Source organism: Jatrophihabitans fulvus (assembly GCF_054781375.1).
On record NZ_BAAGUN010000001.1, the window covers coordinates 812005 to 834251 of the forward strand.

A 22247-nucleotide genomic window follows, 5' to 3' on the forward strand; every position below is an offset into this window, starting at 1 on the left:
TGCTCGTCCTCGTCGGCCGGGAGCCTCGCGCTCCCGGCTGACGGCTAAGTGCAGAGGACGAGGATGGGCACCGGCAGCACGCCGCCGTCGAGCGCGATCCCGGCCCCGCGGCGCGCGCAACGCGTGCCGGCAGTGGACTGCCCCACCCATTCGCGCACCACAAAACGGTCCCCTGCGGAACGTCATCCTGGTTGACGCTCTGACCTATTCGCGCGCCGAGCCGTCGATCTTCGTGCATCAGCCTTGCAATTCGCGTGGTGCAGATTAATCGCCCGGCTCGTCGAAATCTGCGGGTACTTTCCGCGCGCGGTAACCGTCGCGCTCGAGCGTGCGTAGAAGCAGTCGGTTGCGTGGATCGCGGGCGGCGACGGTGCGAACGAAGGCTGCGCCCTCGCCGCTAGGTAGGAGCCCGAGCGCGAACACGCGGAGGAGTAACGGGCTTGTGGTTTGGTCGAGCCGGTCGCGTACCGCTTCACGGACTGCGTCAGGGGCCGTGCGTCCTAGGCGGTGAATGGCAACTGCGACCTGTTGCAGATCATCGGACTCGGAGATCCAATCGCGATATAGAGCGTCAAAGCGTTGCTGCGAGTCCTGCCGCGACCCAAGGGAAAGTGCAAGTTGGCCAGCTACCCACGGAAGCGTGGGCCAACTAGATTTGACGAAATCGGAGAACCATTCGCCGAGTTCGCCCTGGGACAGTGACGCGTCGTTGTCAGACGCCGCGTCGCGTAGGTAACGGCCAATTAGATCGGCGTGCTGGGGCATGCGATGAGCCATGTCGCGCCACTCGGCCCATCGGGTGAAAAGTTGTTGATCCCGGACGCCTCGTAGCACCAGTCGAACGACTGGCCGATCAAAGCCGACGGAGGCGCCAGCGAGAATCTCCGATTCCATTTCGGAGAGCCAAGATGGGTCAATTTGCGCTTTGCGACGGCGACCGGGTCCACTAGCCGCCCCTGCCGGAGGCAGTTGCCCTCTCGGTACGTCCCTCATGCCAACGTGGCGGAAGTGTCTGTCGAAATCGCCGGCTTCCATGAGGTGGCTTTTTGAGGCGTTCAGCTCGAGTCCGAGCTGACGGGCCCTATCGTGGAGTTCTAAGTTAAGAGCATAGAGGGCACTATCCCTGCCGACGATGTAAATATCGTCCATCCATCTGGCTGCTCGCCAAATGGGGCCGTTGGTTTGGACGTTCCGTCCGACGACTTGGTCGAGCGGCCACAGATAGCGGTTCGCCAACACCGCGGACGCCCAACTTCGTTGCGGTAGTCCGCCAAAAGCCGCCATGCGATCGTGGGCTCGCACTAAGTCGTCAAACACGTGAAGGGCGGTGCCATCTCCAATCAGGCGATTCGTGTCGTCCAGCAGTTCATCGACACGGACAGAGGCGAAGAACGAGGTCACATCAGTTGCAAGAACAGAATCCCAAGGCGGCACAGCATCATTTAGCGAACCGACGTATTGGTCCCACTCATCGTCGTTGGGTGCGAGGCCAGGTCCTTGCCGCATTCTCCATCCGAACACCCACTCCGGCAGATTGGCGTGAAGCCGAGGTGCCGTCGTTGCTGCCGCCGCCAAGTACAGGAGCCGAGCATCAACGGACATCACGACCGCCGGTCGAACACCGAGCATGCTCTTCGGAACTTGTAAGGGCTTGAACTCGGCCTGTTCGCGCGGACGCCGCTTATTGCCGTCTCGAACTAGCAGTTCGTCGAGCACGTCGTCCGCGTCTGGCTCGCGTTCCAGCGCAGTGACTTCCGGCCATCCCCACGGGTCCCGGTACCAGTCCCCGTACATCTCGGCGCGAAAGAGGCCGACCGCCGCGCGCAGATTCAGGCCGTACCTCACGACGAGACCTTCTGAGCAGCAGCCACGCCGCCCGACGCTACCTGTCCTGAGCTCTCGCAGGTCGACTGGTGGCGGACGCTAGTCCTGCGGCTTCGTGCTGCGATTCCGCGCGCACCAATTGTTCTCGCTGCAGGGGCTGGTGAGGGCGCGAGAGTCTCACCTGGTCACAAACGCAGCCAATGGCTGGTCCGAAAGTCTCGTCTTGGCCGCCGGGCCGTTCGCAGCACTAACCTCCCGCTGCAAACCAGATCGCACGACCGCGGTCGAGCGTGACTCAGTCCTCGAGCGGCTCGCGGCGCCGCTCTCAGCGACCCGCCGAAGTGAATTGGATGCCCCGTCTCGCGAGTGCATATTTAGCGATCTGGGCGGCCGCCAAGCGCCCTGGGGGGCTCTACTGTGGCAGCACCCGCGCTAGCGACTCCTGCAGCGAGTCAGGATTCGACGCCCGGTACGCGTCCACGGTCGCCTGCGTCCCGTCCGTGAAGACGATGGTGAACCGCCGGAAGATCTTGCCGGGCTTGATGACGACGTTCTGGACCGTTGAGATCGGAGCCTCGCCGGCGTACTTCTTCGGGCCCGACGTGAGCGCGCCGACCGAGAAGTAGATCAGCCGCAGGTTGGTGACGGCGATCCAGAACACCTTCACCTGCGGCACGGCCGCGCCGTAACCACCCGAACCCGCACCAGAACCCAGGGCCGAACCGGCGACATCACCGATCACCCCGCCACCGGCCGACAACCCCGCCTTGAGCGCGGCGTTCATCCCGGCGCACTTGCAGCCGCCGAGCAGGGTCTCGCCCGGCTGCAGCAGCGGCCCGACGACCGGCTCGAGCTTGCCGAGGACGTCGGCCACCTACTTCGTCCGCTCCACGGTGAGTACGCCGTCCGCGTGCTGGGCGCGGATGACCTTCTTGTCGAACTTGCCGACGGTCGTCTTCGGCACCTCGTCGACGAACGTCCAGTTCTCGGGCACCTGCCACGCGGCGACCTTGCCCTCGAGGAACTGGGCCAGCTCCTCGGCAGTCACGTCCGACGAGCGGACGACGGTGGCGAGCGGGCGCTCCGTCCACTTCTCGTCGGGGATGCCGATGACGGCGGCCTCGGCGACGGCGGGGTGGGCCATGAGCAGGTTCTCGAGCTCGACGGAGCTGATCCACTCGCCACCGCTCTTGATGACGTCCTTCGAACGGTCGGTGATCTGGAAGTACCCGCGGCGGTCGATGGTGCCGATGTCGCCGGTGCGCAGCCAGCCGTCGTGGAACTTCTCAGGGACGTCGGCGCGGTAGTACGAGCCCGTGATCCACGGACCGCGCACCTCCATCTCGCCGACGGCCTTGCCGTCCCACGGCAGTTCAGAACCGTCGTCGGACACGATGCGCATCTGCACACCCGGGATGATCCGTCCGGACTTCATGCGGAACGGGATCTCCTCGTCCGACCCGATTTCCACGTCGGCCGGCGGGTGCGCCATGCCGCCGACGGGCGAGGTCTCGGTCATGCCCCAGCCCTGGATGACGCGCACGCCGAACTCGTTCTGCAGCGCCTCGAGCATCGCCTGCGGGATGGCCGCGCCACCGGACGTGCCCATGCGCAGGGAGGAAAGATCGACGTCCTTCTTGGCGCGGGCGTACTGCAGGATGCCGCCCCAGATCGTCGGGACCGCCGCGGCCAGGGTCGACTGCTCGGCCTTGATGAAGTCGCACACCGGCTCGGGGGTCATGTGCGGGCCGGGGAAGTGCAGCGTCGCGCCGCACAGGAACGCCCCGAACGGGATGCCCCACGCGTTGACGTGGAACATCGGCACGAACGTCAGGATGCGGTCGCGCTCGGTGAAGCCGGTGACGCCCGTGGCGATGGTGGCCAGCGCGTGCAGGTACGTCGAGCGGTGCGAGTAGACGACGCCCTTCGGGTCGCCGGTGGTGCCGCTCGTGTAACACATCGATGCGGCCGACCGCTCGTCCAGCTCGGGCCAGTCGTAGCCCGGCTCCTCGGCCGAGACGATGTCCTCGTAGCGGACGACCGTCGCGCCGCCGGCGCCCAGCGCGGACGCGTCCGCATCGCCGATGACGACGAACGTCTCGACCGTCTTCAGCTCGGCGGCGATCGGCGCGAGCAGCCCGACGAGGGTGCCGTCGACGATGATCACGCGGTCCTCGGCGTGGCCGACGATGTGCACGACCTGCTCGGGCGTCAGCCGGATGTTCAGCGTGTGCAGCACCGCGCCCATGCACGGCACCGCGTAGTAGGCCTCGAGGTGCTCCTGGTTGTTCCAGCAGAACGTGCCGACGCGGTCGCCCGACGACACGCCCAGCTTCGCCAGCGCAGACGCCAGCTTCTCGGCGTTAACCGCGACCTCGGCGTACGTGGCCCGGCGGGCACCGCCGCCCGTCCAGGTGACGACCTCGCTGTCGGGATAGATGCGCGACCCGTGCTGCAGGATCGAGGTGAGGGTGAGCGGGAAGTCGTCCTGCATCGTGCTCTGCACGTCGAAGGTCATGCCCGCATCCTTACTCAGATCTCGTCGCCCCGCTCGACCTGGGGCCCGGGCAGTCGCCAGCGGCGCGGCATGTACGCGCGGCTGCCGGCGTAGAAGCCGATCGACATGTTGCCGCCGTCCGCCTCGCCGTAGCGCTCCATCGCCAGCGCACGCACCCGCTTGCCGGTGATGTACCACTCGCCGATCAGCACGACCAGCGCGAACAGCACCACGATCTGCACGGCGGCGAGCGCGGGCACGAACGACGCGATGATCATGATGGGGAAGATCAGCAGCAGGTAGTTCGAGAGCATGCGCCGCGAGTCGACCCAGTCGCGGGCCAGCTTGCGCGTCTTGCCCTGGTCGCGGCGGGGGAGCGCGTCGGGGTCGCCGCGCTTGAGCGCCGCCCGCTGCTCGGCCACCGAACGCGGCTTGGCCGACTTCGCGGCCGACCGCTGCTCCTTGGCCTGCGCCTTCTGCCGGGCGTAGGCCTCCTTGCGCGTCTTCGGCGCGGTGACGGGGCCACGCTTGCCCTGCGAGTCGCGGCGCTTCGGCGTCGGACGGCCCTTGGCCGTGGACGCCTTGGCCGTGACCTCCTCCGACCCCGCCGTCGACTCCTTCGTGATGTCGACGGTCTCGGACTCGGCGGCAGCGTTGTCGCGGCGGGAGAGCTTCACGCCGGGCAGTCTACGTCCCGGAAATCAGGGCAGCGCGAGCATCCGGTCGAGCGCCAGCCGGGCGTTCGCGGCGACGGTCGGGTCGACGGTGATGCGGTTGCGCACCTCGCCCGCGGCGAGGGTCTCGAGCTGGCGCACCAGGTGCGGCAGATCGATGCGGTTCATCGTCGAGCAGTAGCAGACCGTCTTCTCGAGGAACGCGATCTTCTTGTCCGGATGCGCGTTGGCCAGCCGGCGGACGAGGTTGAGCTCGGTGCCGACCGCCCAGGACGAGCCCGCCGGGGCCGCGTCCAGCGTCTTGATGATGAATTCCGTCGACCCGACGAGGTCGGCGCCCAGGACGACGTCGTGGCGGCACTCCGGGTGCACGAGCACGTTCACGTCGGGCATGCGGCGCCGCACCTCGGCCACGTTCTCGGCGGTGAAACGTCCGTGGACGGAGCAGTGGCCCCGCCACAGGATCATCGTCGCGTCGCGTAGCTGCTGGGTGGTCAGCCCGCCGTTCGGCTTGTGCGGGTTGTAGACGACGCAGTCGCCGAGCTCGAGGCCCAGCTGCAGCACCGCGGTGTTCCGTCCGAGGTGCTGGTCGGGCATGAACAGCACCTTCTGCCCCTGGTCGAACGCCCAGCGCAACGCCTTCTCGGCGTTGGACGACGTGCAGACCGCCCCGCCGCGCTCGCCCGTGAACGCCTTGATGGCGGCGGTCGAGTTCATGTAGGTGATCGGCACGGTCACGTCGGCGACGCCCGCCTCGGTGAGCACGTCCCAGCACTCGAGCACCTGCTCGATCTCGGCCATGTCGGCCATCGAGCACCCGGCGGCCAGGTCGGGCAGCACGACCTGTTGCTCGTCCGTGGTGAGGATGTCGGCCGACTCGGCCATGAAGTGGACGCCGCAGAAGACGATGTACTCGGCGGACGGCCGGGCCGCGGCGTCGCGGGCGAGCTTGAACGAGTCGCCGGTGACGTCGGCGAACCGGATGACCTCGTCGCGCTGGTAGTGGTGGCCGAGCACGAACGCCCGGTCGCCGAGCGCGGCGCGAGCGGCCTCGGCACGCTCGACCAGCCGCGGGTCGGACGCCGGCGGCAACTCGCCGGGGCAGTCGACACCCCGCTCGGAGTCGGCGTCGCTGCCGTGCCCGAGCAGCAGCAGGGCCGTGGCCGACGGGGCGGGCTCGACGAAGGTCACCCCCTCAGGATAGGCCGCAGGCCCCCAAATCCGGGCCCTGGGTTCGTCACATCGCACGGTGCGACGATGAGGCGATGAGCCGCGTCTCCTGGTTCGCCCGGGTCACCGCCGTGGTGGCGTTCGTCGGCGTGCTCGTCATCGTGGCCGCGCCGTTCGTCGCCGGGGTCGTCCTGTTCGGCCACAAGGTCGGGGCGGGCGAGACCGCCGTCATCGGAATCGCACTGCTGGTCGGTTTCGGCGCGGTCACCGTCCTCGAGTTGCGTCACGGCACATCGGACGACGCGCGGTTACAGTAGAGAGGTACGGAATGCCGGTCGGCCCTCACAGGTTGACCCGTCCGAAAGCAGTAGCCGAACCGCTGGGAGCGACATGACCACCGAGACGCCCGTCGAGCTGACCACCACCCCGACCGAGGCCCCGAGCAGCGACGTCACGCTGACGGAGCACGCCGCCGTCAAGGTGCGCGCCCTGCTCGACCAGGAGGGTCGCGACGACCTGCGCCTGCGCATCGCCGTGCAGCCCGGTGGCTGCTCGGGCATGCAGTACCAGCTCTTCTTCGACGAGCGCGCCCTCGACGGCGACGTGATGCTCGAGCCGCACGGCGTGCCGCTCGTCATCGATCGCATGAGCGCCCCCTACCTCGGCGGGGCCGTCGTCGACTTCACCGACACGATCGAGCAGCAGGGCTTCACCATCGACAACCCCAACGCCCAGGGCGGTTGCGCCTGCGGCAACAGCTTCTGCGGCTGAGACCCAGACCCTTCCGAAAGCCGCGTCCGGTGTTGCACCGGACGCGGCTTTCGGCCGTTTCCGTGACCTCCCGTTAGGCTCCCGTTCATGCCGACTCTCGTCGCCGGATCCATCGCGTCCGACCACCTGATGCACTTCCCGGGCAAGTTCTCCGACCAGCTGCTGGCCGAGCACCTGCACAAGATCTCGCTGTCGTTCCTCGTCGACGCGCTCGACGTCAAGCGCGGTGGCGTGGGCGCGAACATCAGCTACGGCATGGCCCAGCTCGGCGGCTCTCCGGTGCTCGTCGGCAACGTCGGCAAGGACTTCGACGAGTACCGCGCGTTCCTCGAGGGCGCCGGCGTCGACACCAAACACGTGCTCGTCTCCGACACCAAGCACACCGCCCGTTTCGTCTGCACCACCGACGAGGAGCTGTGCCAGATCGGGTCCTTCTACGCCGGCGCCATGAGCGAGGCGGCGCAGATCGAGATCGAGCCCATCTGGTCGGCCACCGGCGCCGAGCTCGTCATCATCAGCGCCTACGACCCGGCAGCGATGGTGCAGCACAGCGCCGAGTGCCGCGAGAAGGGGCTGCGCTTCGTCGCCGACCCGTCGCAGCAGGTCACCCGCATGGACGGTGACGACCTCAAGCAGCTCATCGAGGGCGCCGACCTCATGTTCACCAACGACTACGAGCGCCAGCTGCTCGAGTCGAAGACCGGCTACTCGACCGCCGACATCGACGCGCAGGTCAACGTCCGCGTCACCACGCTCGGCTCGAAGGGCGTCGAGATCGTCGGCGACTTCGGCACCATCCACGTCCCTGTTGCCAAGGAGCGCGCCAAGGTCGACCCGACCGGCGTCGGCGACGCGTTCCGCGGCGGCTTCCTCACCTCGCTCGAGTGGGGACTCGACTGGGAGCAGGCCGCCGAGGTCGGCAGCCTGCTCGCCACCCTCGTGCTCGAGAGCAACGGGCCGCAGGAGTACGCGGTCGACAAGAACGACTTCCAGGCCCGCCTCGCCGAGTCCTACGGCGACGAGGCCGCCGCGCGCATCGAGCCGCACCTCGTCTGAGCCACGTCTCCGTCGTCGACCGCTTCCCGGCCGGACCGGTTGCGACACGCCGGCGTGTCCGCAGCCGATCGAGCCGGGAAGCGCTCAGAGGCGGACGGGATACACCGGCTCCGGCGGCGTGATCGCGATGCGCTGCTCGACGAAGATGCCGTGCCAGATGAGGAACACCAGCAGGGTCCAGATCTTGCGCGAGTAGTCGTGCGGGCCGGCGCGGTGCGCGTCGAGCAGCGTGAGCGCGGCACCCTTGTCGATCAGGTCGTCGGCCTGCGACTCGGTGATGATCGTGCGCGCCCAGTCGTACATGACGTCCTTCAACCAGTGCCGGATCGGCACCGGGAAGCCCAGCTTCGGACGGTTGATCACGTGCGCGGGGACGATGAGCTCCAGCGCGCGCCGCAGCGCGTACTTGGTCGTCTCCTTCGTCAGCTTCAGATCGACCGGGATCGACGAGCCCACCCGGTAGACCTCGGTGTCGAGGAACGGCACCCGCAGTTCGAGCGAGTTCGCCATCGTCATCTTGTCGGCCTTGACGAGGATGTCGCCGCGCAGCCACGTGAACAGGTCGACGTACTGCATGCGCGTCGAGTCGTCGAGGTGGGTCGTGCGCGCGTAGAGATCGCGCGTCACGTCCATGTACGAGACGGACGGGTCGTACGTCTTGAGCAGGCCCTGCATCTCGTCCGGACGGAATATGCGCGCGTTTCCGTAATACCGCTCCTCGATGCCGATCGAGCCGCGGCGCAGCAGGTCCTTGCCGCGCTTGCCCTCGGGGATGCGGGTCGACAGCTTGCCGAGACCCCGGCGCAGGGGAGCGGGCACCTTCTCGAAACCGCGCAGCGAGATCGGTTCCTTGTAGATGGTGTAGCCACCGAACAGTTCGTCCGCCCCCTCGCCCGAGAGCACCACCTTCACGTGCTTGCGGGCCTCGCGGGCGATGAAGTACAGCGGCACCAGTGCCGGGTCGGCCACCGGGTCGTCGAGGTACCAGACGATCAGCGGCAGGGTCGTCATCATCTCCTCGGGCGTGACGACCTTGGTGATGTGCTCGACACCGATCGCGGCGGCCGACTCGGCGGCGACGTCGATCTCGCTGAAGCCCTCGCGCTCGAAACCGGTCGTGAACGTCAGCAGCTTGGGGTTGTGCTTCTTCGCCAGCGCCGCGACGGCGGTCGAGTCGATGCCGCCCGACAGGAACGAGCCGACGGTGACATCGGCGCGCATGTGCTTGGCGACGGAGTCCTCGAGCGCCTCGGCGACCTCGCGGAACAGCTTCGTCTCGTCGCTGACCGGACGGATCTCGAAGTCGGGGTGGAAGTACCGGTGGGTCTTGAGCTGCTCACCCGGACGCATCGTGAAGTACGTGCCCGACTCGACCCGCCGGATGCTCTCGTGCATCGTCGCGGGCTCGGGCACGTACTGCAGCGTGAGGTAGTGCTGCAGCGACGTCGTGTCGACGTCCGTCACGTCGGAGGGGTCCGACACCGCCAGCAGCGATTTCTTCTCGCTCGCGAAGAACGTGCCGCGGGCGTCGGTCATCGTGAACAGCGGCTTGATGCCGAACCAGTCGCGGGCGCCGAACAGCACGTGCTCCTGCGAGTCCCAGATCAGGAACGAGAACATGCCGCGCAGCTCGCGGACGATCTTGGGGCCGAGGTGGTGGTAGCCGGCGACGATCGCCTCCCCGTCACCGTCCGTCTCGAAGGTGGCGCCGAAGTCGCGGGCGAGCCGCTCGCGCAGTTCGAGGTAGTTGTAGATCTCGCCGTTGAAGATCAGCTGGTAGCGGCCGGCCAGCCACGGCAGCGGCTGGTGCGAGTGGTCGATGTCGATGATCGACAGCCGGCGGAAGCCGATCGCGACGTCGTCGTCGTGCCACACGCCGCCCTCGTCGGGACCGCGGTGGCGCATCTGGGAGATCGACCCGTCCAGGGCCGGCGCCACGGCAGCCGCGTCCGCGTTCGCCGACAGGAATCCGATGAGACCGCACACGCCGACCAGTATCCCGTCCGGGTCAGGTGAGGCGGCGGACGACGTAGCCGGGCGTGCCGTCCGCCGCAGCCCGCTCGCCCACGTACTCGTGCCCGCGCATGCGGCACCACGCCTGCACGTCCGGACGGGCGGCGGGGTCGTCCGCCTCGACGGCGACCGTGGCGCCGACCTCGACGTCGCCGATGTGGCGGGCCAGGTCGAGGATCGGCAGCGGGCACCGGCGCCCCCGGCAGTCGAGGATCACGCGAGGTCCCCGGGTTTGCACCCGGCAAGGTCGCCAACTCCGGCGCGGGCGGCCCGTTGACGACCTCGGCAGGTGCAAACCCGCGCTCCGAGCCCGGTCACAGCCCCGCCGCACCCAGCTCGGCGCGGACCTCGGCCACCACCTCGGGCAGCGCGGCCAGGAAGGCGTCGATCTCCTCGTCCGACGTGTCGTGGTGCAGCGAGACCCGCACGTTGCCGGACGTCAGCGCCCCCATGGCCACCAGCACGTGCGACGGCTCGAGGGTCGACGACGTGCACGACGAGCCGGACGACACCGCGAACCCGCGCCGGTCGAGGCCGGTGAGCAGCGCCTCGCCGTCGACGTAGAGGAAGGAGAAGGTGGCCAGGTGGGGGAGGCGGTCGTCCGGGTCGCCCTGGACGTCGACGTCCGCGATCGTGGCGGCGACCGTCCGCCGGATGCGCTCGATCTGCGCCCGGTGCCGCGCCCCGACCTCGTCGCGCGTGGCCAGCACCGCCCGCAGCGACGCCGCGGCGGCGACGATCGCAGGGATGTCGGGCACCCCGGGCGCCAGCCCGCGCTCGTGCTCGTCCGCCGGGTAGGGCGAGCGGAACCGGGTGCCGGTGCGGACGGCCAGCAACCCGGCCGGCCCGCCGCCCCAGATGCGGGCGTCGGCGGCGAGCACGGCCCACCCGTCCGGGAGCTCGTCGTGGCCGAGGGTCTGGGTCGCGTCGACGACGAGCGGGACGTCGGAGCCCGGAGCCACCGCGCTCACGGGCTGGCGCGTGCCCACCTCGTGGTTGGCCGCCTGCAGGACGATCGCGGCGGTGTCGTCGGTGACGGCGGCGAGCAGCTCGTCCGCGTCGACCCGGGCGAGCCGGTCGACCCCGACGGCCACCGCCCGTCCGCCGTCCGCGACGTGCCGGGCGACGGCCGCGAGCACCGCCGAGTGCTCGACGGCCGAATGCACGACCGTGCGGCGGCGCGGACGGCCGGCGAGGGTTCCGAGCACCGCGGTGTGCAGGGCCTGCGTGCCCGAACCGGTGAACACCGCCTCGTCCGGACGGACCCCCAGACACGCCGCCGCCGACTCCCGCGCGGCGTCGAGCAGGACGGCCGCCCGGCGGCCCGCGCCGTAGATCTTGCGGGGGTCGGCCCAGCCGTCGTCCAGGGCCGCGAACAGGGCCTCGCGGGCGACCGGATGAAGGGGGCAACCGGCGGCGGCGTCCAGGTTCGACAACCGGTGGGGCGACACGAGTTGCAGGGTAGGCGGCAGGTACTCTCGGCCTCGTGAGTCGATGGGCACGAAAGAGCCGCATTGCGTTGCTGCTCGTCGCCGGGACGTTCTTGCTCGCCGGCTGTTCCGCGCAGGACTGGGAGCGCAATCTGCGCTTCGGCTGGCCCACCGGTGTGACCGAGCAGGCCACGCGCATGCGCGTGCTGTGGACGTGGGCCGGTGTGGCCGCGCTCGCGCTCGGCGTCATCGTGTGGGGCCTGATCTTCTGGGCCTGCATCCGCTACCGCAAGCGCGACGACGTCCTGCCGCGGCAGACGAAGTACAACTTCCTGGTCGAGGCGGTCTGCTTCACGTTCCCGTTCATCGTCATCGCGGTGCTGTTCTGGCGCACCGTCGTGGTCGAGGACTACGTGAACAAGACCACCGCCAACCCGGACGTCGTCGTCCAGGTCGACGCGTTCAAGTGGAACTGGGAGTTCGAGTACCACTCCTACCGCGGCGTCGAGGCGAACAAGGGCAACGCGCAGGAGACCGTCTACACCGACGCGTCCGGCAAGGCCCGCCCCGACCCCCAGCACGACGGCATCCCGTACTACCTGTCGACCGTCGGCGACTCGAACACCATCCCGATCCTGGTCATCCCGGTCGGTCAGTCGGTGCAGATCCGCGAGCACTCCTTCGACGTCATCCACTCGTTCTGGGTGCCGGAGTTCCTGTTCAAGCGCGACGTGATCCCGTACGCCAAGCCGAGTGCCAAGGAAGGCATCGACAAGTACGAGACCGACCGCGACAACAAGTTCGAGTTCACCGCCACGAAGGTCGGCAGCTACGTCGGCCGCTGCGCGGAGCTCTGCGGCACCTACCACGCGCAGATGAACTTCGAGGTCCGCGTCGTGCCGCAGCAGACCTTCACCGCCTACCTCGAGGCGCTCAAGACCATCGGTCCGGACAACCCGAACCGGCAGGCGCTGGCGCTGCGCAAGGCCATGCCGAACCAGAGCCCGTACGCCACCACGACGCACCCCTTCGAGACGGAGCGGGACTACAAGGCCCCGTCCCAGCCGCAGGGAGAGGGGAACTGACGTGAGGGTCGAAGCCAGGCTCTTCCTCGGTGTCGCCGTCTTCTGCTGGATCGCCGCCATCGGCTACGGCATCTGGACGGACCTGCCGAACAGCTTCAGCAACGGCCACCTCGAGTGGGTCGGCGTCTCGGCGCTGGTGCTCTCGGGCGGTCTGCTGGGCATCCCGGGGTCGTTCTTCTACTTCATCTCGCGGCGCATCGACCTGCGTCCCGAGGACCGCAACGACGGTGAGATCGCCGAGATGGCGGGCGACTACGGCTTCTTCAGCCCGAGCAGCTACTGGCCGCTCGGTCTCGCCGCCGCCGCCACGCTCGCCGGCCTCGCTCTCGCCTTCGTGCAGGTGTGGCTGCTGATCGTGGCCGCCATCGTGCTGCTGTACATGATCGGCGGCCTGCTGTTCGAGTACTACACCGGCGGCAAGCGCGAGGCCCCGTCGCGCGGCGCCTGACTCCAGCCCGTCCTCGAAGCCCGTCCGGTCACCCGACCGGGCGGGCTTCGTCGTCGTCGGCGGCCCGGCGGGCCCGCACGCGACGCACGACCCACACCACGACCGCGACGACGAGGGCGACGAGAACGGCCTTGCTGATCGTTCCCGCGTAGGGCTCGATGCGGTGCCACTGGTCGCCGAGGCCGTAACCGGCGAGCACGAACGCGGTGTTCCAGATGCCGCTGCCCAGCGCGGTGAGCAGCACGAACCGGGGCAGCGGCATGCGCGAGACCCCCGCCGGGATCGAGATCATGCTGCGGACGAGCGGCACCATCCGTCCGAAGAAGACGTACGCGCTGCCGTGCCGCTCGAACGCGGCGTCCGCCTTGTCGATGTCCGTGGCCGACAGCAGCGGGATGCGGTCGGCGATGCGGCGCAGCCGCTCGAGTCCGAGCCAGGCGCCGAGCAGGTGGAGCAGCACGGCGCCCGCGGTCGAGCCGGCGGTGGTCCAGACGATGGCCTCGAGCACGCTGAAGCGACCCTGGCCGGCGGCGAACCCCGCCAGGGGCAACACTGCCTCGCTCGGGATCGGCGGGAACAGGTTCTCGAGGCCGACGACGAGCCCGGCGCCGGGCGCCCCGACCGTCTCCATCACCGACAGGGCCCAGCCGACGATGCCGCCGGGGTCCGATGCGCTCACGTGCGCCCACGCTAGATGCGGCCGCTGGGTGGCTGCTCGGCGCTCGCTGGGAGCGAGCCCGGTGGGCGTTCGGTGCACGTTAGGCTCCCGCGGTGACGACCGCAGGACGCCTCCGGCAGCGGGTGGGCCCGGGCGCGCTGCAGGCCGTGGCGCTCGCGCTGGCCGTCCGCGTCGTGGGGGTGCTCGGGCTGGTCGTCGGCGCGTCGCGCACCGGACGGGACGCCCACGCCCGGCTGACCCGCTGGGACGCCGACTGGTACGTGCGCATCGCCGCCCACGGCTACGGCACCGTCGTGACCGCGCCGGACGGCCGCGCGCTGGCCGACTACGCGTTCTTCCCGCTCTACCCGCTGCTCGAGCGGTGGCTGCACGCCGTCTCGCCCCTCGGTTACGCGGACGCCGGGCTGCTCATCGCGTGGCTGTCGACCGCCGTCGCCGCAGCCGGCGTGTACGCGGTGGGGGAGCGGGTGTCCGGGCGCGGACCCGCGCTGCTGCTCGTCGGTCTCTGGGCGGCGCTGCCCGTGGCCGACGTGCTGTCGATGGCGTACTCCGAGGCGCTGTTCACGGCGCTGGCCGCGTGGTCGCTGCACGCGACGCTGACCCGGCGCTGGCTGCTCGCGGGCGTGCTCGCCGCGCTGGCCGGACTCACCCGTCCGCTCGGGGTGGCCGTCGCCGCCGCGGTGATCGTCGCGGCCGTGCTCGAGTGGCGGCGGGTGCGCGGCCCGGCACCGCTCGCGGGGGCCGTGATCGCCCCGCTCGGACCGGTCGGCTACCTGGGGTGGGTCGCCCTGCGCCGTCACGACGTCGGCGGGTATCTCGAGGTCACCCGGGGTTGGCACAACGGGCTCGACGGCGGACGGGCGTTCGCCGCCTGGGTCGGTCGGTTCTTCGCGGACGGTTCGTGGCCGATCGGTGTGCTGCTGGTGCTCGCCGTCGCGGCGCTGGTGGGGCTGTTCGTGCTCGGCGTGCGCGACCGGCAACCTCCCGCGCTGCTGGTCTACACCGGCGTCCTGGTCGCGATGGCCTTCGGCACGTCGGGCTACTTCGGCTCGAAGCCGCGCTACCTGCTGCCGGCGTTCGCGCTGCTGCTGCCCCTGGCCGTCCGCCTGGCAGGTTCGCGGTGGCGGTGGGTGGTCGTGGGCGGTCTCGCGGTGGTGTCCAGCGTCTACGGGGCGGTCTGGCTGCTGGGGTCCGGCCCGCCGTGAGCAGGGGGCGGTCGTCCGGCGGGCAGGGGTCGTCACCGCTTGGCCCCATCCCCGGGTCGCGGCGGAGATCGACTGATGACGCTGCGATGGGGCCAAGCCATCCGGGTAGAGGCCCGACAACGACTCGGGCCGCCGCTCCCGGTGGGGGAGCGACGGCCCGGAGGTCGTGCGGACGAGCGTCAGTCGGTGAGCTGCTTGCGCTGCTCACGCGCCTCGACGTCGGCGTGCGCGTCACGCTCGGCCGCTTCGATGGCGTCGAGCTGCGCCTGGATGTCGTCCTTCTCCTTGACCGGCCAGAGGAACCCGCGCACGGCCTTGACCGGGTTCGCCGAACCCAGGTGGTTCATGCGCTTGGGCACCGGGGTGCCGGCGTAGCTGAGCAGACCGTGGCCGTGGTCGTCGACCGGGCCGAGCGGCTGGTGCACCTCGATGAACTCGCCGTTCGGCAACACCTTGATGACGCCGGTCTCGATGCCGTGCTCGAGCACCTCGCGGTCGTGCCGCTGCAGGCCGAGGCAGATGCGGTACGCGACCAGGTACGCCAGCGGCGGCAGCACGAGCAGCGTGATGCGGCCACCCCACGTCATCGCGTTCAGCGAGATGTGGAACGCCTTGGCGATGATGTCGTTCGCGCCCGAGAGCAGCAGCACGACGTAGAACGTGATCGCCATGGCGCCGAGCGAGGTGCGGACGGGAACGTCACGCGGCCGTTGCAGCAGGTGGTGTCTCGCCCTGTCCTTGGTCAGCTTGGCCTCGATGAACGGATAGGCGCCGGCGAGCGTGAACAGGATGCCCGGTAGCACCACCGTGGGCCAGAACAGGGCCGGCACCGTGTGCCCGAACAGCCTGATCTCCCAGGACGGGAACAGACGGGTCGAGCCGTCGAGGAACATCATGTACCAGTCGGGCTGCGAGCCCGCCGACACCTGGTAGGCCTTGTATGGGCCGAACAGCCACACCGGGTTGATCTGCGCGAGACCACCCAGGGCGCAGGTGATGCCCGCGACCACGAAGAAGAAGCCACCGGCCTTCGCGGCGTAGACGGGGAAGACCCGCTCGCCGGAGACGGTGTTCTCGGTGCGCCCGGCGCCCGGGAACTGGGTGTGCTTCTGGCGCACCACCAGCGCGAGGTGGGCGCCGATCAGCGCCGCCAGGATCGCCGGGATCAGCAGGACGTGGGCGATGTAGAGCCGCCCGATGATCAACTCGCCTGGGAACTCGCCACCGAAGACGAGGAACGACACCCAGGTGCCGATCACCGGGATCGACAGCATGATCGCCTCGGCGATGCGCAGGCCGGTGCCGGACAGGCCGTCGTCGGGCAGCGAGTAACCGGCGAAGCCCTCGACGATGCCCAGGGCGATCAGGCCGAGGCCGATCAGCCAGTTGAGCTCGCGCGGCTTGCGGAACGCTCCGGTGAAGAACACCCGGAACATGTGGACGATCATCGCCGCCAGGAACAGCAGCGCCGCCCAGTGGTGGATCTGCCGGACGATGAGGCCGCCGCGCACGTCGAAGGTGATGTTCAGCGTCGACTCGTACGCCTTCGACATCTCGACGCCCTGCATCGGGATGTAGCGGCCGTCGTAGGTCGTCTCGGCCATCGACGGGTCGTAGAAGAACGTCAGGTACGTGCCCGAGAGCAGCAGGATGACGAACGAGTAGAGCGCGATCTCGCCCATCATGAAGGACCAGTGGTCCGGGAAGACCTTGTTCAGCTGCTTGCGGATGGGGCCCGCCATGTTGAGCCGGTCGTCGGCCCACGCACCGGCCTTGCCCTGAGGCGTTCGCGGCGCGCCGGGACGGCGCGCTGCCTGCTTCGTCGGACTCATGCGCGTCCTCGCTTCAGTGCTGTGAGTGCGCGCGTGGCTTGACGCACCCGGTGTCCATTATGCGCCGAGATACTCACCGAACTCACGGCCGTTCCCAGAATGCGGGACCGACGGCCTCCTGGTAGTCGGAGCGCGCGACGAAGAACTGCCGGCCGTTCTCGTCCGTGCGCACGTCGAGCGGCAGCTTCGGCAGCGACCGCGACGCGGGCCCGAAGACCGGCTTGGCGTCCTGGAGCACCTCGAACTGCGACTGGTGGCACGGGCACAGCAGGCGGGTCGTCTGCTGCTCGTACAGCGACGCCGGGCAGCCGGCGTGGGTGCAGATCTTGGAGAACGCGACGAACTCGGGGTTCTCCTGCGGCCAGCCGTAGTTGGCCTGACCCTTGCGCGCCTTGACCGTCTGGCCGGGACGCAGCCGGATCAGCAGCGTGGGGGAGGAGGCGGTGTTCACGCCGTCCTTGCCCTCGACCTTCTCTCGGACGCCGGGGAAGACGGTCAGCAGGCCACCGGGCTCGAGATCGTTCGGCCCGACGAGCGAGAAGTCCTCACGCACGAGCGGCACCCGGTCGAGACCCTTCGGCGCCCACTTCTTGTCGAACAGGGTGTGGAACAGCGCGTTGCCCGGCTTCTTGATCATCGCGCCGACGACCGCGACCAGCGGCACGGTGGCGATCGCGCCACCGGCGAGGCCGAGCGTCTTGAGGATGAGCGAGCGACGGGGCAGGCCGGTGTCCTCGAGGCCGCTGAGCAGCGTGGCCTCGGTCATCAGCTTGTCCTCCTCGGTGGAGGGGTCGTCGTGCCGTTCCTGGACCGCCTCCTCCTCGGGCATCAGCCACTTGGCCCACAGCACCATGCCGATGCCCATGAAGGTGAGCAGCGTGGCGAGCAGGATGCCCAGCGCCGGGGTGAAGAAGCGGAAGTCCTGCGGGGTGCCGGGCAGGTGCCATTTGAAGGGGATCGCGACGAACGCGACGATGAACCCCACGCCCGAGAGCGCCGAGATGACGAAGCAGGCGGCGACCGCGCGCTCGGCCCGCTTCTCGGCCTTGGTGCCCGGGATGGGGAAGCGGTTGCGCCGGTGGACGATGCGGATGTCGTCGGCCTCGGCGCCGGCGATCATGGCGTCCTCGGCGGACATGCCGCGCAGTTCGTCGGCGGTCAGCGGCTCGCTGGTGCCGTGCTCGGCCGACTTGTCGGTGGTGGTCATCGAGACCGGGCTCCGATCCACAGGATGGCGATCATCAGGGCGCCGACGCCGGCGACCCAGATCACGATGCCCTCGGACACCGGCCCGATGCGGGCCAGGCCCGCGCCGCCCGGGTCCTGGGAGGCCTTGAGGGTCTGGATGTAGCTGATGATCTGGTGCTTCTCGCTCGGAGTGAGCGTGTTGTCGCTGAACACCGGCATGTTCTCGGGACCCGAGAGCATCGCGGTGTAGATCTCCTTGTCCGTCGATTCGTGCAGCGACGGGGCGACCTTGCCGGCGGACAGCGGCGCACCCGCGCCGGTGTTGCCGTGGCAGGACGCGCAGTTGGTGCGGAACAGCTCGCCGCCCTTGCCCATCTCCTTGTTGGAGGAGCGCAGGTTGCCGGACGGCACGTCGGGACCGCCACCGACGGACTCGACGTAGGCCGCGAGCTGGCGCGTCTGCTCCTCGTCGAACTTCGGCTCCTTGCGGTCGATGTACGCGCCCTGGGCGGCCACCGGCATGCGGCCGGTGATCACCTGGAAGTACGTCGCCGCGCCGCCGGTGCCGATGAGGGACGGGCCGTTGCCCTTGACGCCCTCGAGGTTCGCGCCGTGGCAGCTGATGCAGCTGTTCTGGAAGATCGCCTTGCCGCGCGCGATGTCCTCGGAGCTGTTCGCCTGGCTCTCGGCGCCCGAGGACGTCGCGAACGCGGAGTACAGCGTGCCCATCGCGCCGAGCGCGGCCAGCAGCACGACGGAGCCGGTGAGCCGGCGGCGGAAGCCCGCCCGGCTGCGGCGCACGCGCGCGGCCCGGGGCGTGGCGGTGGTGACCGCGGGCTCGAAACCGAGCTCGTCGTCGGAGTCGCCGACGGCGATGTCGCGGGTGGAGTCGTCCTTCACGCGGTGCCCCTTGCTCATCTGATGATGTAGATGACGGCGAACAGCCCGATCCAGACGACGTCGACGAAGTGCCAGTAGTACGACACCACGATCGCCGCTGTCGCCTGCGCGGGCGTGAATTTCCCGAGCGCCGTCCGGATCAAGTAGAAGACGAACGCGACCAGGCCGCCGATGACGTGCAGGCCGTGGAAGCCGGTCGTGAGGTAGAAGACCGAGCCGTAGCCGGTCGCCGAGATGGTGTTGCCCTCGTGCACCTGGATGCGGTACTCGTTCGCCTGCCCGAGCACGAAGATCAGGCCCATGATGAAGGTGATCACGAACCAGCGACGGAGCTTGAACACGTCGCCGCGCTCGGCCGCGAACACACCCCACTGGCAGGTGAAGCTCGAGGCCACCAGGATCACGGTGAACGGCGTGGCGTAGGCCAGGCTGATCTCGATGGGGTTGCCGTCGGGCAGCGTCATCGGCCAGTCGGACCCGTGCACGGCGCGCACGGTGAAGTACATGGCGAACAGTCCGGCGAAGAACATGAGCTCGCTGGACAGCCACACGATGGTGCCGACGCTGACGATGTTGGGCCGCGTCAGCGAGTGCACCTTGCTCGACTCGAAGCCGGGCACAGCTGCTGTCGATGTCACGTTCGTATTGTGCCTCGGCGGACGGACAACCCGGTCGCCGGGGTGGGTCGTGTTGCGGGTTCGTTGCGCAACGCACGAGGGCGGCCGACGCCGTACCGGTACCGGGCGCCCGGAGCCGACACGGCGCGTCGATACGATCAGGCGGCAGGTACTCCAGCGCCGTCCTCCGGGGAGCCATCCGATGTCCGTCGTGCCCGACCGGGTCACCGTGCTCGTCTACAGCAACCACGCGGACGTGCGCGCTGCGGTCCGCACCGCTGTCGGGCGGCGTCCGGCCCCCGACACCGGGCGCATCGACTGGGTCGAGTGCGAGACCAACGCCGAGGTCGTCAAGGAACTCGACCGCGGTGACATCGACGTCGCGATCCTCGACGGCGAGGCCCAGCCGACCGGCGGCATGGGCCTGGCCCGGCAGTTCAAGTTCGAGCTGGACGACTGCCCGCCGATCGTGGTGCTGATCGCCCGCCGGCAGGACGGCTGGCTGGCCAGCTGGTCGCTCGCCGACGCCGTCATCAACACGCCGATCGACCCGGTGGAGAGCGCCGCGGTGGTGGCCGAGCAGCTGCGCAAGCGGCACACCGGCATCCCCGTCGTGCGGTGACCGCGGGCGAGTCGCGCACCTGGCCCCAGGTGCTGTCCGTCCTCGCGTCCGGATCGGGCCTCACGGCCGACGACACCGCGTGGGCGATGGGCGAGATCATGGCCGGCGACGCCTCGCCGGCGCAGCTGGCGGCGTTCGCGGTGCTCATGCGCGCCAAGGGCGAGACGCCCGACGAGCTGGCCGGGCTCGTCCGCGCGATGCTCGAGCGCGCGACCCCGCTGCCGGTCGCCGGCCCGGCCGTCGACGTCGTCGGCACCGGTGCCGACCGCGCCCACACCGTCAACATCTCCACGATGGCCGCGCTCGTGGTGGCCGGGTCCGGACGGCGCGTGGTCAAGCACGGCAACCGGGCGGCGACATCCGCCTGCGGGGCCGCCGACGTGCTCGAACGGCTGGGCGTCGTCATCGACCTGCCGCCGGCAGGCATCGTCCGCACGGTCGACGAGGTGGGCATCGGGTTCTGCTTCGCGCGGGTCTTCCACCCCGGCATGCGGCACGCCGGGCCCGTCCGCGCCGAACTCGGCATCCCCACCGCGTTCAACTTCCTCGGCCCGCTCACCAACCCCGGACGCGTCAGCGCGTCGGCGATCGGCTGCGCCGACCCGCGCATGGCCCCGGTCATGGCGCAGGTGCTGGCCGGACGGGGCGACACCGCGCTGGTGTTCCGCGGCGACGACGGCCTCGACGAGCTGACGACGACCACCACCTCGCGGGTGTGGATCGCCGCGCAGGGCTCGGTGAGCGAGACCACGCTCGACCCGGCCGCGTTCGGCGTCACACCCGTGCCGCCCGAGGCCCTGCGCGGCGGTGACGCCACCTTCAACGCCGAGGTCGTGCGCGAGGTGCTCGCCGGCCGGGGCGCGGGCGCCCGCGACGCGGTGCTGCTGAACGCCGCCGCCGCGATCGCCGCCCACGACGGGGTCGACCACGACGAGCTGGACGTCGCGGTCGGGCGGGGACTGCAGGTCGCGACCGAGGCCGTCGACTCCGGCGCCGCCGCGCGCCTGCTCGACGCGTGGATCTCCTCGAGCCGCGCCGCCGCCGCACAGGTCACCTGACCCGCGCCACCGCGGGGCAGGTCGCCTCGAGCGGCACAGCCGCGGGGCGCACAATCGAGGGGTGACCCGCAAGCGAATCCCGCGCCTCGCGCTCGTCGCCTGGGCGCTGGCCGTCGCCGTGTTCGCGGTGCTCGCGGTCGCGGTGGCGCGGTACCTGTCGTCGGGCAGCGGCCACATGCACACCGCGAACGCGCTCACCCGCGGCGGTGAGTCGGCCTCGGACCTGTCCCGTCCGCTGCACGAGGTGCTCTTCAGCGCCTGGCACCTGGACGCGACCGCGGTCGCGGTACTGGTCGTCGTCGCCGCCCTCTACCTGACCGGCGCGGCGCTGGTGCCCGTCCGCACGCCGGGTGCGCGCTGGCCCGTGCGCAACACACTGTTCTTCCTCGCCGGCCTCGGGGTGACCGCGTTCGCGACCAACGGGTCGATCGCGGTCTACGACCAGGTGTTGTTCAGCGCCCACATGGCGGGTCACCTCGCGCTCGTCATGGTCGCCCCGGCGTTGCTGATGTGGGGACGTCCGCTGCGGCTGCTGCTCGAGTCGTCCACGCCCGCGCGCCGGGCGCGGTGGGAGCGGGTGCTCACCGGACGGGTCGTCTCGCTGCTGACCGCGCCGCCGGTGACGCTGGCGACGTACACGGCCGTCATCGTGGGCAGCCACCTGACCGGCCTGATGGACACGATCATGGCCTCGACGTGGGCCGGGCAGATCGAGCACCTCGTCTACCTGGTGGCCGGTTGCCAGTTCTTCGTGCTCATCGTCGGCGACGAGCCGATCCGCTGGAAGCTGAGCTCACCGGCCCGCTGGCTGCTGCTCGCGCTCGGCATGGCCGTCGACACCTTCACCGGCATCGTGCTGATGCAGGGCACCGATCCGATCGGGCTGCTGCCCTCGGACGTCGCCGTGAACGCGCTGGACGACACCCGCACCGGCGGCGCGATCATGTGGTTCGCCGGCGACGGCATCATGGCCGTGATCATGATCGGGCTGGTGATCACCTGGCTGCGTCAGGTCGAGACCGGGCCGGTCGAGCGTGGTTGGCTGGAGCAGGCCCGTTCGGCCACCTTCGCCCAGCACACCGGCTCGGACGACGACGCGGCCGACGGCATCGACGACGAGGACGAGCGCGCCCGCGAGGCCTACAACCGGTGGCTGGAGAAGATCAACAGCCACTAGT

Annotated in this window: 22 protein-coding genes; 9 read left to right on the top strand and 13 right to left on the bottom strand. The window is 69.7% G+C overall.

The window, feature by feature from the left end; genetic code table 11:
• Positions 1–264 precede the first annotated feature (264 nt).
• The 5 genes from ACYVP9_RS03960 to nadA all read right to left on the bottom strand — a co-directional run bounded on the left by ACYVP9_RS03960 (position 265) and on the right by nadA (position 6186).
• Positions 265–1845: an RNA-directed DNA polymerase gene (locus ACYVP9_RS03960; protein WP_460603392.1), complete on the bottom strand. Its 1581-nt coding sequence runs from the start codon at positions 1843–1845 to the stop codon at positions 265–267.
• A gap of 391 nt (positions 1846–2236) precedes the next feature.
• Positions 2237–2698 (bottom strand): hypothetical protein, encoded by a 462-nt coding sequence (locus ACYVP9_RS03965; protein WP_460603393.1) that lies wholly within the window; start codon positions 2696–2698, stop codon positions 2237–2239.
• Positions 2699–4342 (bottom strand): long-chain fatty acid--CoA ligase, encoded by a 1644-nt coding sequence (locus ACYVP9_RS03970; protein WP_460603394.1) that lies wholly within the window; start codon positions 4340–4342, stop codon positions 2699–2701.
• A gap of 14 nt (positions 4343–4356) precedes the next feature.
• Entirely contained in the window at positions 4357–4998 is a 642-nt protein-coding gene (locus ACYVP9_RS03975; protein ID WP_460603395.1) for a DUF3043 domain-containing protein, read from the bottom strand.
• 24 nt (positions 4999–5022) lie between these two features.
• Positions 5023–6186 (bottom strand): quinolinate synthase, encoded by a 1164-nt coding sequence (nadA, locus tag ACYVP9_RS03980; protein ID WP_460603396.1) that lies wholly within the window; start codon positions 6184–6186, stop codon positions 5023–5025.
• A 74-nt stretch (positions 6187–6260) separates the two neighbouring features.
• Between nadA and ACYVP9_RS03985 the strand changes: the two genes are divergently transcribed.
• The 3 genes from ACYVP9_RS03985 (at position 6261) to ACYVP9_RS03995 (ending at position 7992) form a co-directional block, all read left to right on the top strand.
• A complete protein-coding gene (locus tag ACYVP9_RS03985) occupies positions 6261–6482 on the top strand; it encodes a hypothetical protein (protein WP_460603397.1) in 222 nt (73 codons plus the stop codon).
• Between the two features lie 73 nt (positions 6483–6555).
• A complete protein-coding gene (gene erpA / locus ACYVP9_RS03990; RefSeq protein WP_460603398.1) occupies positions 6556–6936 on the top strand; it encodes a HesB/IscA family protein in 381 nt (126 codons plus the stop codon).
• Positions 6937–7023: 87 nt separating this feature from the next.
• On the top strand, positions 7024–7992 hold the full coding sequence (locus ACYVP9_RS03995) for a carbohydrate kinase family protein (RefSeq protein ID WP_460603399.1): 969 nt from the start codon (positions 7024–7026) through the stop codon (positions 7990–7992).
• Between the two features lie 84 nt (positions 7993–8076).
• Here the strand turns inward: ACYVP9_RS03995 and asnB are convergent, their stop codons facing one another.
• The 3 genes from asnB to ACYVP9_RS04010 all read right to left on the bottom strand — a co-directional run bounded on the left by asnB (position 8077) and on the right by ACYVP9_RS04010 (position 11456).
• Positions 8077–9978 carry an asparagine synthetase B family protein gene (asnB, locus tag ACYVP9_RS04000; protein ID WP_460603400.1) on the bottom strand — a complete coding sequence of 634 codons (1902 nt, stop codon included), beginning with the start codon at positions 9976–9978 and terminating at the stop codon, positions 8077–8079.
• Positions 9979–10000: 22 nt separating this feature from the next.
• Positions 10001–10222, bottom strand: a complete 222-nt coding sequence (locus ACYVP9_RS04005) for a sulfurtransferase TusA family protein (protein WP_460603401.1) — start codon at positions 10220–10222, stop codon at positions 10001–10003.
• A 97-nt stretch (positions 10223–10319) separates the two neighbouring features.
• Complete coding sequence (locus ACYVP9_RS04010; protein WP_460603402.1) at positions 10320–11456, bottom strand: cysteine desulfurase family protein; 1137 nt, start codon at positions 11454–11456, stop codon at positions 10320–10322.
• A 35-nt stretch (positions 11457–11491) separates the two neighbouring features.
• Here ACYVP9_RS04010 and ctaC point away from each other — a divergent pair, with 35 nt between their 5' ends.
• Together ctaC and ACYVP9_RS04020 are read left to right on the top strand one after the other, a co-directional pair.
• Positions 11492–12520, top strand: coding sequence for an aa3-type cytochrome oxidase subunit II (ctaC, locus tag ACYVP9_RS04015; protein WP_460603403.1), 1029 nt, complete (start codon positions 11492–11494; stop codon positions 12518–12520).
• A 1-nt stretch (position 12521) separates the two neighbouring features.
• Positions 12522–12968 (top strand): cytochrome c oxidase subunit 4, encoded by a 447-nt coding sequence (locus ACYVP9_RS04020; RefSeq protein ID WP_460603405.1) that lies wholly within the window; start codon positions 12522–12524, stop codon positions 12966–12968.
• 28 nt (positions 12969–12996) lie between these two features.
• Here ACYVP9_RS04020 and ACYVP9_RS04025 read toward each other — a convergent pair whose 3' ends face one another.
• The gene (locus ACYVP9_RS04025; protein ID WP_460603406.1) at positions 12997–13647 is read right to left on the bottom strand and encodes a DedA family protein; all 651 of its coding nucleotides are present in this window, start codon (positions 13645–13647) and stop codon (positions 12997–12999) included.
• A gap of 92 nt (positions 13648–13739) precedes the next feature.
• On the opposite strand from ACYVP9_RS04025, the gene ACYVP9_RS04030 reads away from it, so the two are divergent.
• Positions 13740–14852: a glycosyltransferase family 39 protein gene (locus ACYVP9_RS04030; protein WP_460603407.1), complete on the top strand. Its 1113-nt coding sequence runs from the start codon at positions 13740–13742 to the stop codon at positions 14850–14852.
• A gap of 179 nt (positions 14853–15031) precedes the next feature.
• Here the strand turns inward: ACYVP9_RS04030 and qcrB are convergent, their stop codons facing one another.
• From qcrB to ctaE, 4 genes are all read right to left on the bottom strand, one after another.
• Complete coding sequence (qcrB, locus tag ACYVP9_RS04035) at positions 15032–16684, bottom strand: cytochrome b (RefSeq protein ID WP_460603408.1); 1653 nt, start codon at positions 16682–16684, stop codon at positions 15032–15034.
• An 82-nt stretch (positions 16685–16766) separates the two neighbouring features.
• Positions 16767–17891 (bottom strand): ubiquinol-cytochrome c reductase iron-sulfur subunit, encoded by a 1125-nt coding sequence (qcrA, locus tag ACYVP9_RS04040; RefSeq protein WP_460603409.1) that lies wholly within the window; start codon positions 17889–17891, stop codon positions 16767–16769.
• Positions 17888–18790: a cytochrome bc1 complex diheme cytochrome c subunit gene (qcrC, locus tag ACYVP9_RS04045; RefSeq protein ID WP_460603410.1), complete on the bottom strand. Its 903-nt coding sequence runs from the start codon at positions 18788–18790 to the stop codon at positions 17888–17890. Before qcrC ends, qcrA begins: the two co-directional genes overlap by 4 nt.
• Positions 18787–19410 (bottom strand): aa3-type cytochrome oxidase subunit III, encoded by a 624-nt coding sequence (ctaE, locus tag ACYVP9_RS04050; RefSeq protein WP_460603411.1) that lies wholly within the window; start codon positions 19408–19410, stop codon positions 18787–18789. Before ctaE ends, qcrC begins: the two co-directional genes overlap by 4 nt.
• Before the next feature lie 181 nt (positions 19411–19591).
• Between ctaE and ACYVP9_RS04055 the strand changes: the two genes are divergently transcribed.
• The 3 genes from ACYVP9_RS04055 (at position 19592) to ACYVP9_RS04065 (ending at position 22246) form a co-directional block, all read left to right on the top strand.
• Positions 19592–20011, top strand: a complete 420-nt coding sequence (locus ACYVP9_RS04055) for a hypothetical protein (RefSeq protein ID WP_460603412.1) — start codon at positions 19592–19594, stop codon at positions 20009–20011.
• Positions 20008–21069, top strand: a complete 1062-nt coding sequence (trpD, locus tag ACYVP9_RS04060) for an anthranilate phosphoribosyltransferase (protein ID WP_460603413.1) — start codon at positions 20008–20010, stop codon at positions 21067–21069. The genes ACYVP9_RS04055 and trpD overlap by 4 nt, the downstream gene beginning before the upstream one ends.
• Before the next feature lie 61 nt (positions 21070–21130).
• A complete protein-coding gene (locus ACYVP9_RS04065; RefSeq protein ID WP_460603414.1) occupies positions 21131–22246 on the top strand; it encodes a cytochrome c oxidase assembly protein in 1116 nt (371 codons plus the stop codon).
• The last annotated feature ends 1 nt before the right edge of the window (position 22247 follow it).

Bases quoted from the DNA above. Each gene is read 5' to 3' on its own strand.
- ACYVP9_RS03985 (WP_460603397.1), top strand. From the start codon at position 6,261: ATGAGCCGCGTCTCCTGGTTCGCCCGGGTCACCGCCGTGGTGGCGTTC.
- erpA (WP_460603398.1), top strand. From the start codon at position 6,556: ATGACCACCGAGACGCCCGTCGAGCTGACCACCACCCCGACCGAGGCC.
- ACYVP9_RS04055 (WP_460603412.1), top strand. From the start codon at position 19,592: ATGTCCGTCGTGCCCGACCGGGTCACCGTGCTCGTCTACAGCAACCAC.
- ACYVP9_RS03995 (WP_460603399.1), top strand. From the start codon at position 7,024: ATGCCGACTCTCGTCGCCGGATCCATCGCGTCCGACCACCTGATGCAC.
- qcrB (WP_460603408.1), bottom strand. From the start codon at position 16,684: ATGAGTCCGACGAAGCAGGCAGCGCGCCGTCCCGGCGCGCCGCGAACG.
- qcrC (WP_460603410.1), bottom strand. From the start codon at position 18,790: ATGAGCAAGGGGCACCGCGTGAAGGACGACTCCACCCGCGACATCGCC.
- ACYVP9_RS03970 (WP_460603394.1), bottom strand. From the start codon at position 4,342: ATGACCTTCGACGTGCAGAGCACGATGCAGGACGACTTCCCGCTCACC.
- qcrA (WP_460603409.1), bottom strand. From the start codon at position 17,891: ATGACCACCACCGACAAGTCGGCCGAGCACGGCACCAGCGAGCCGCTG.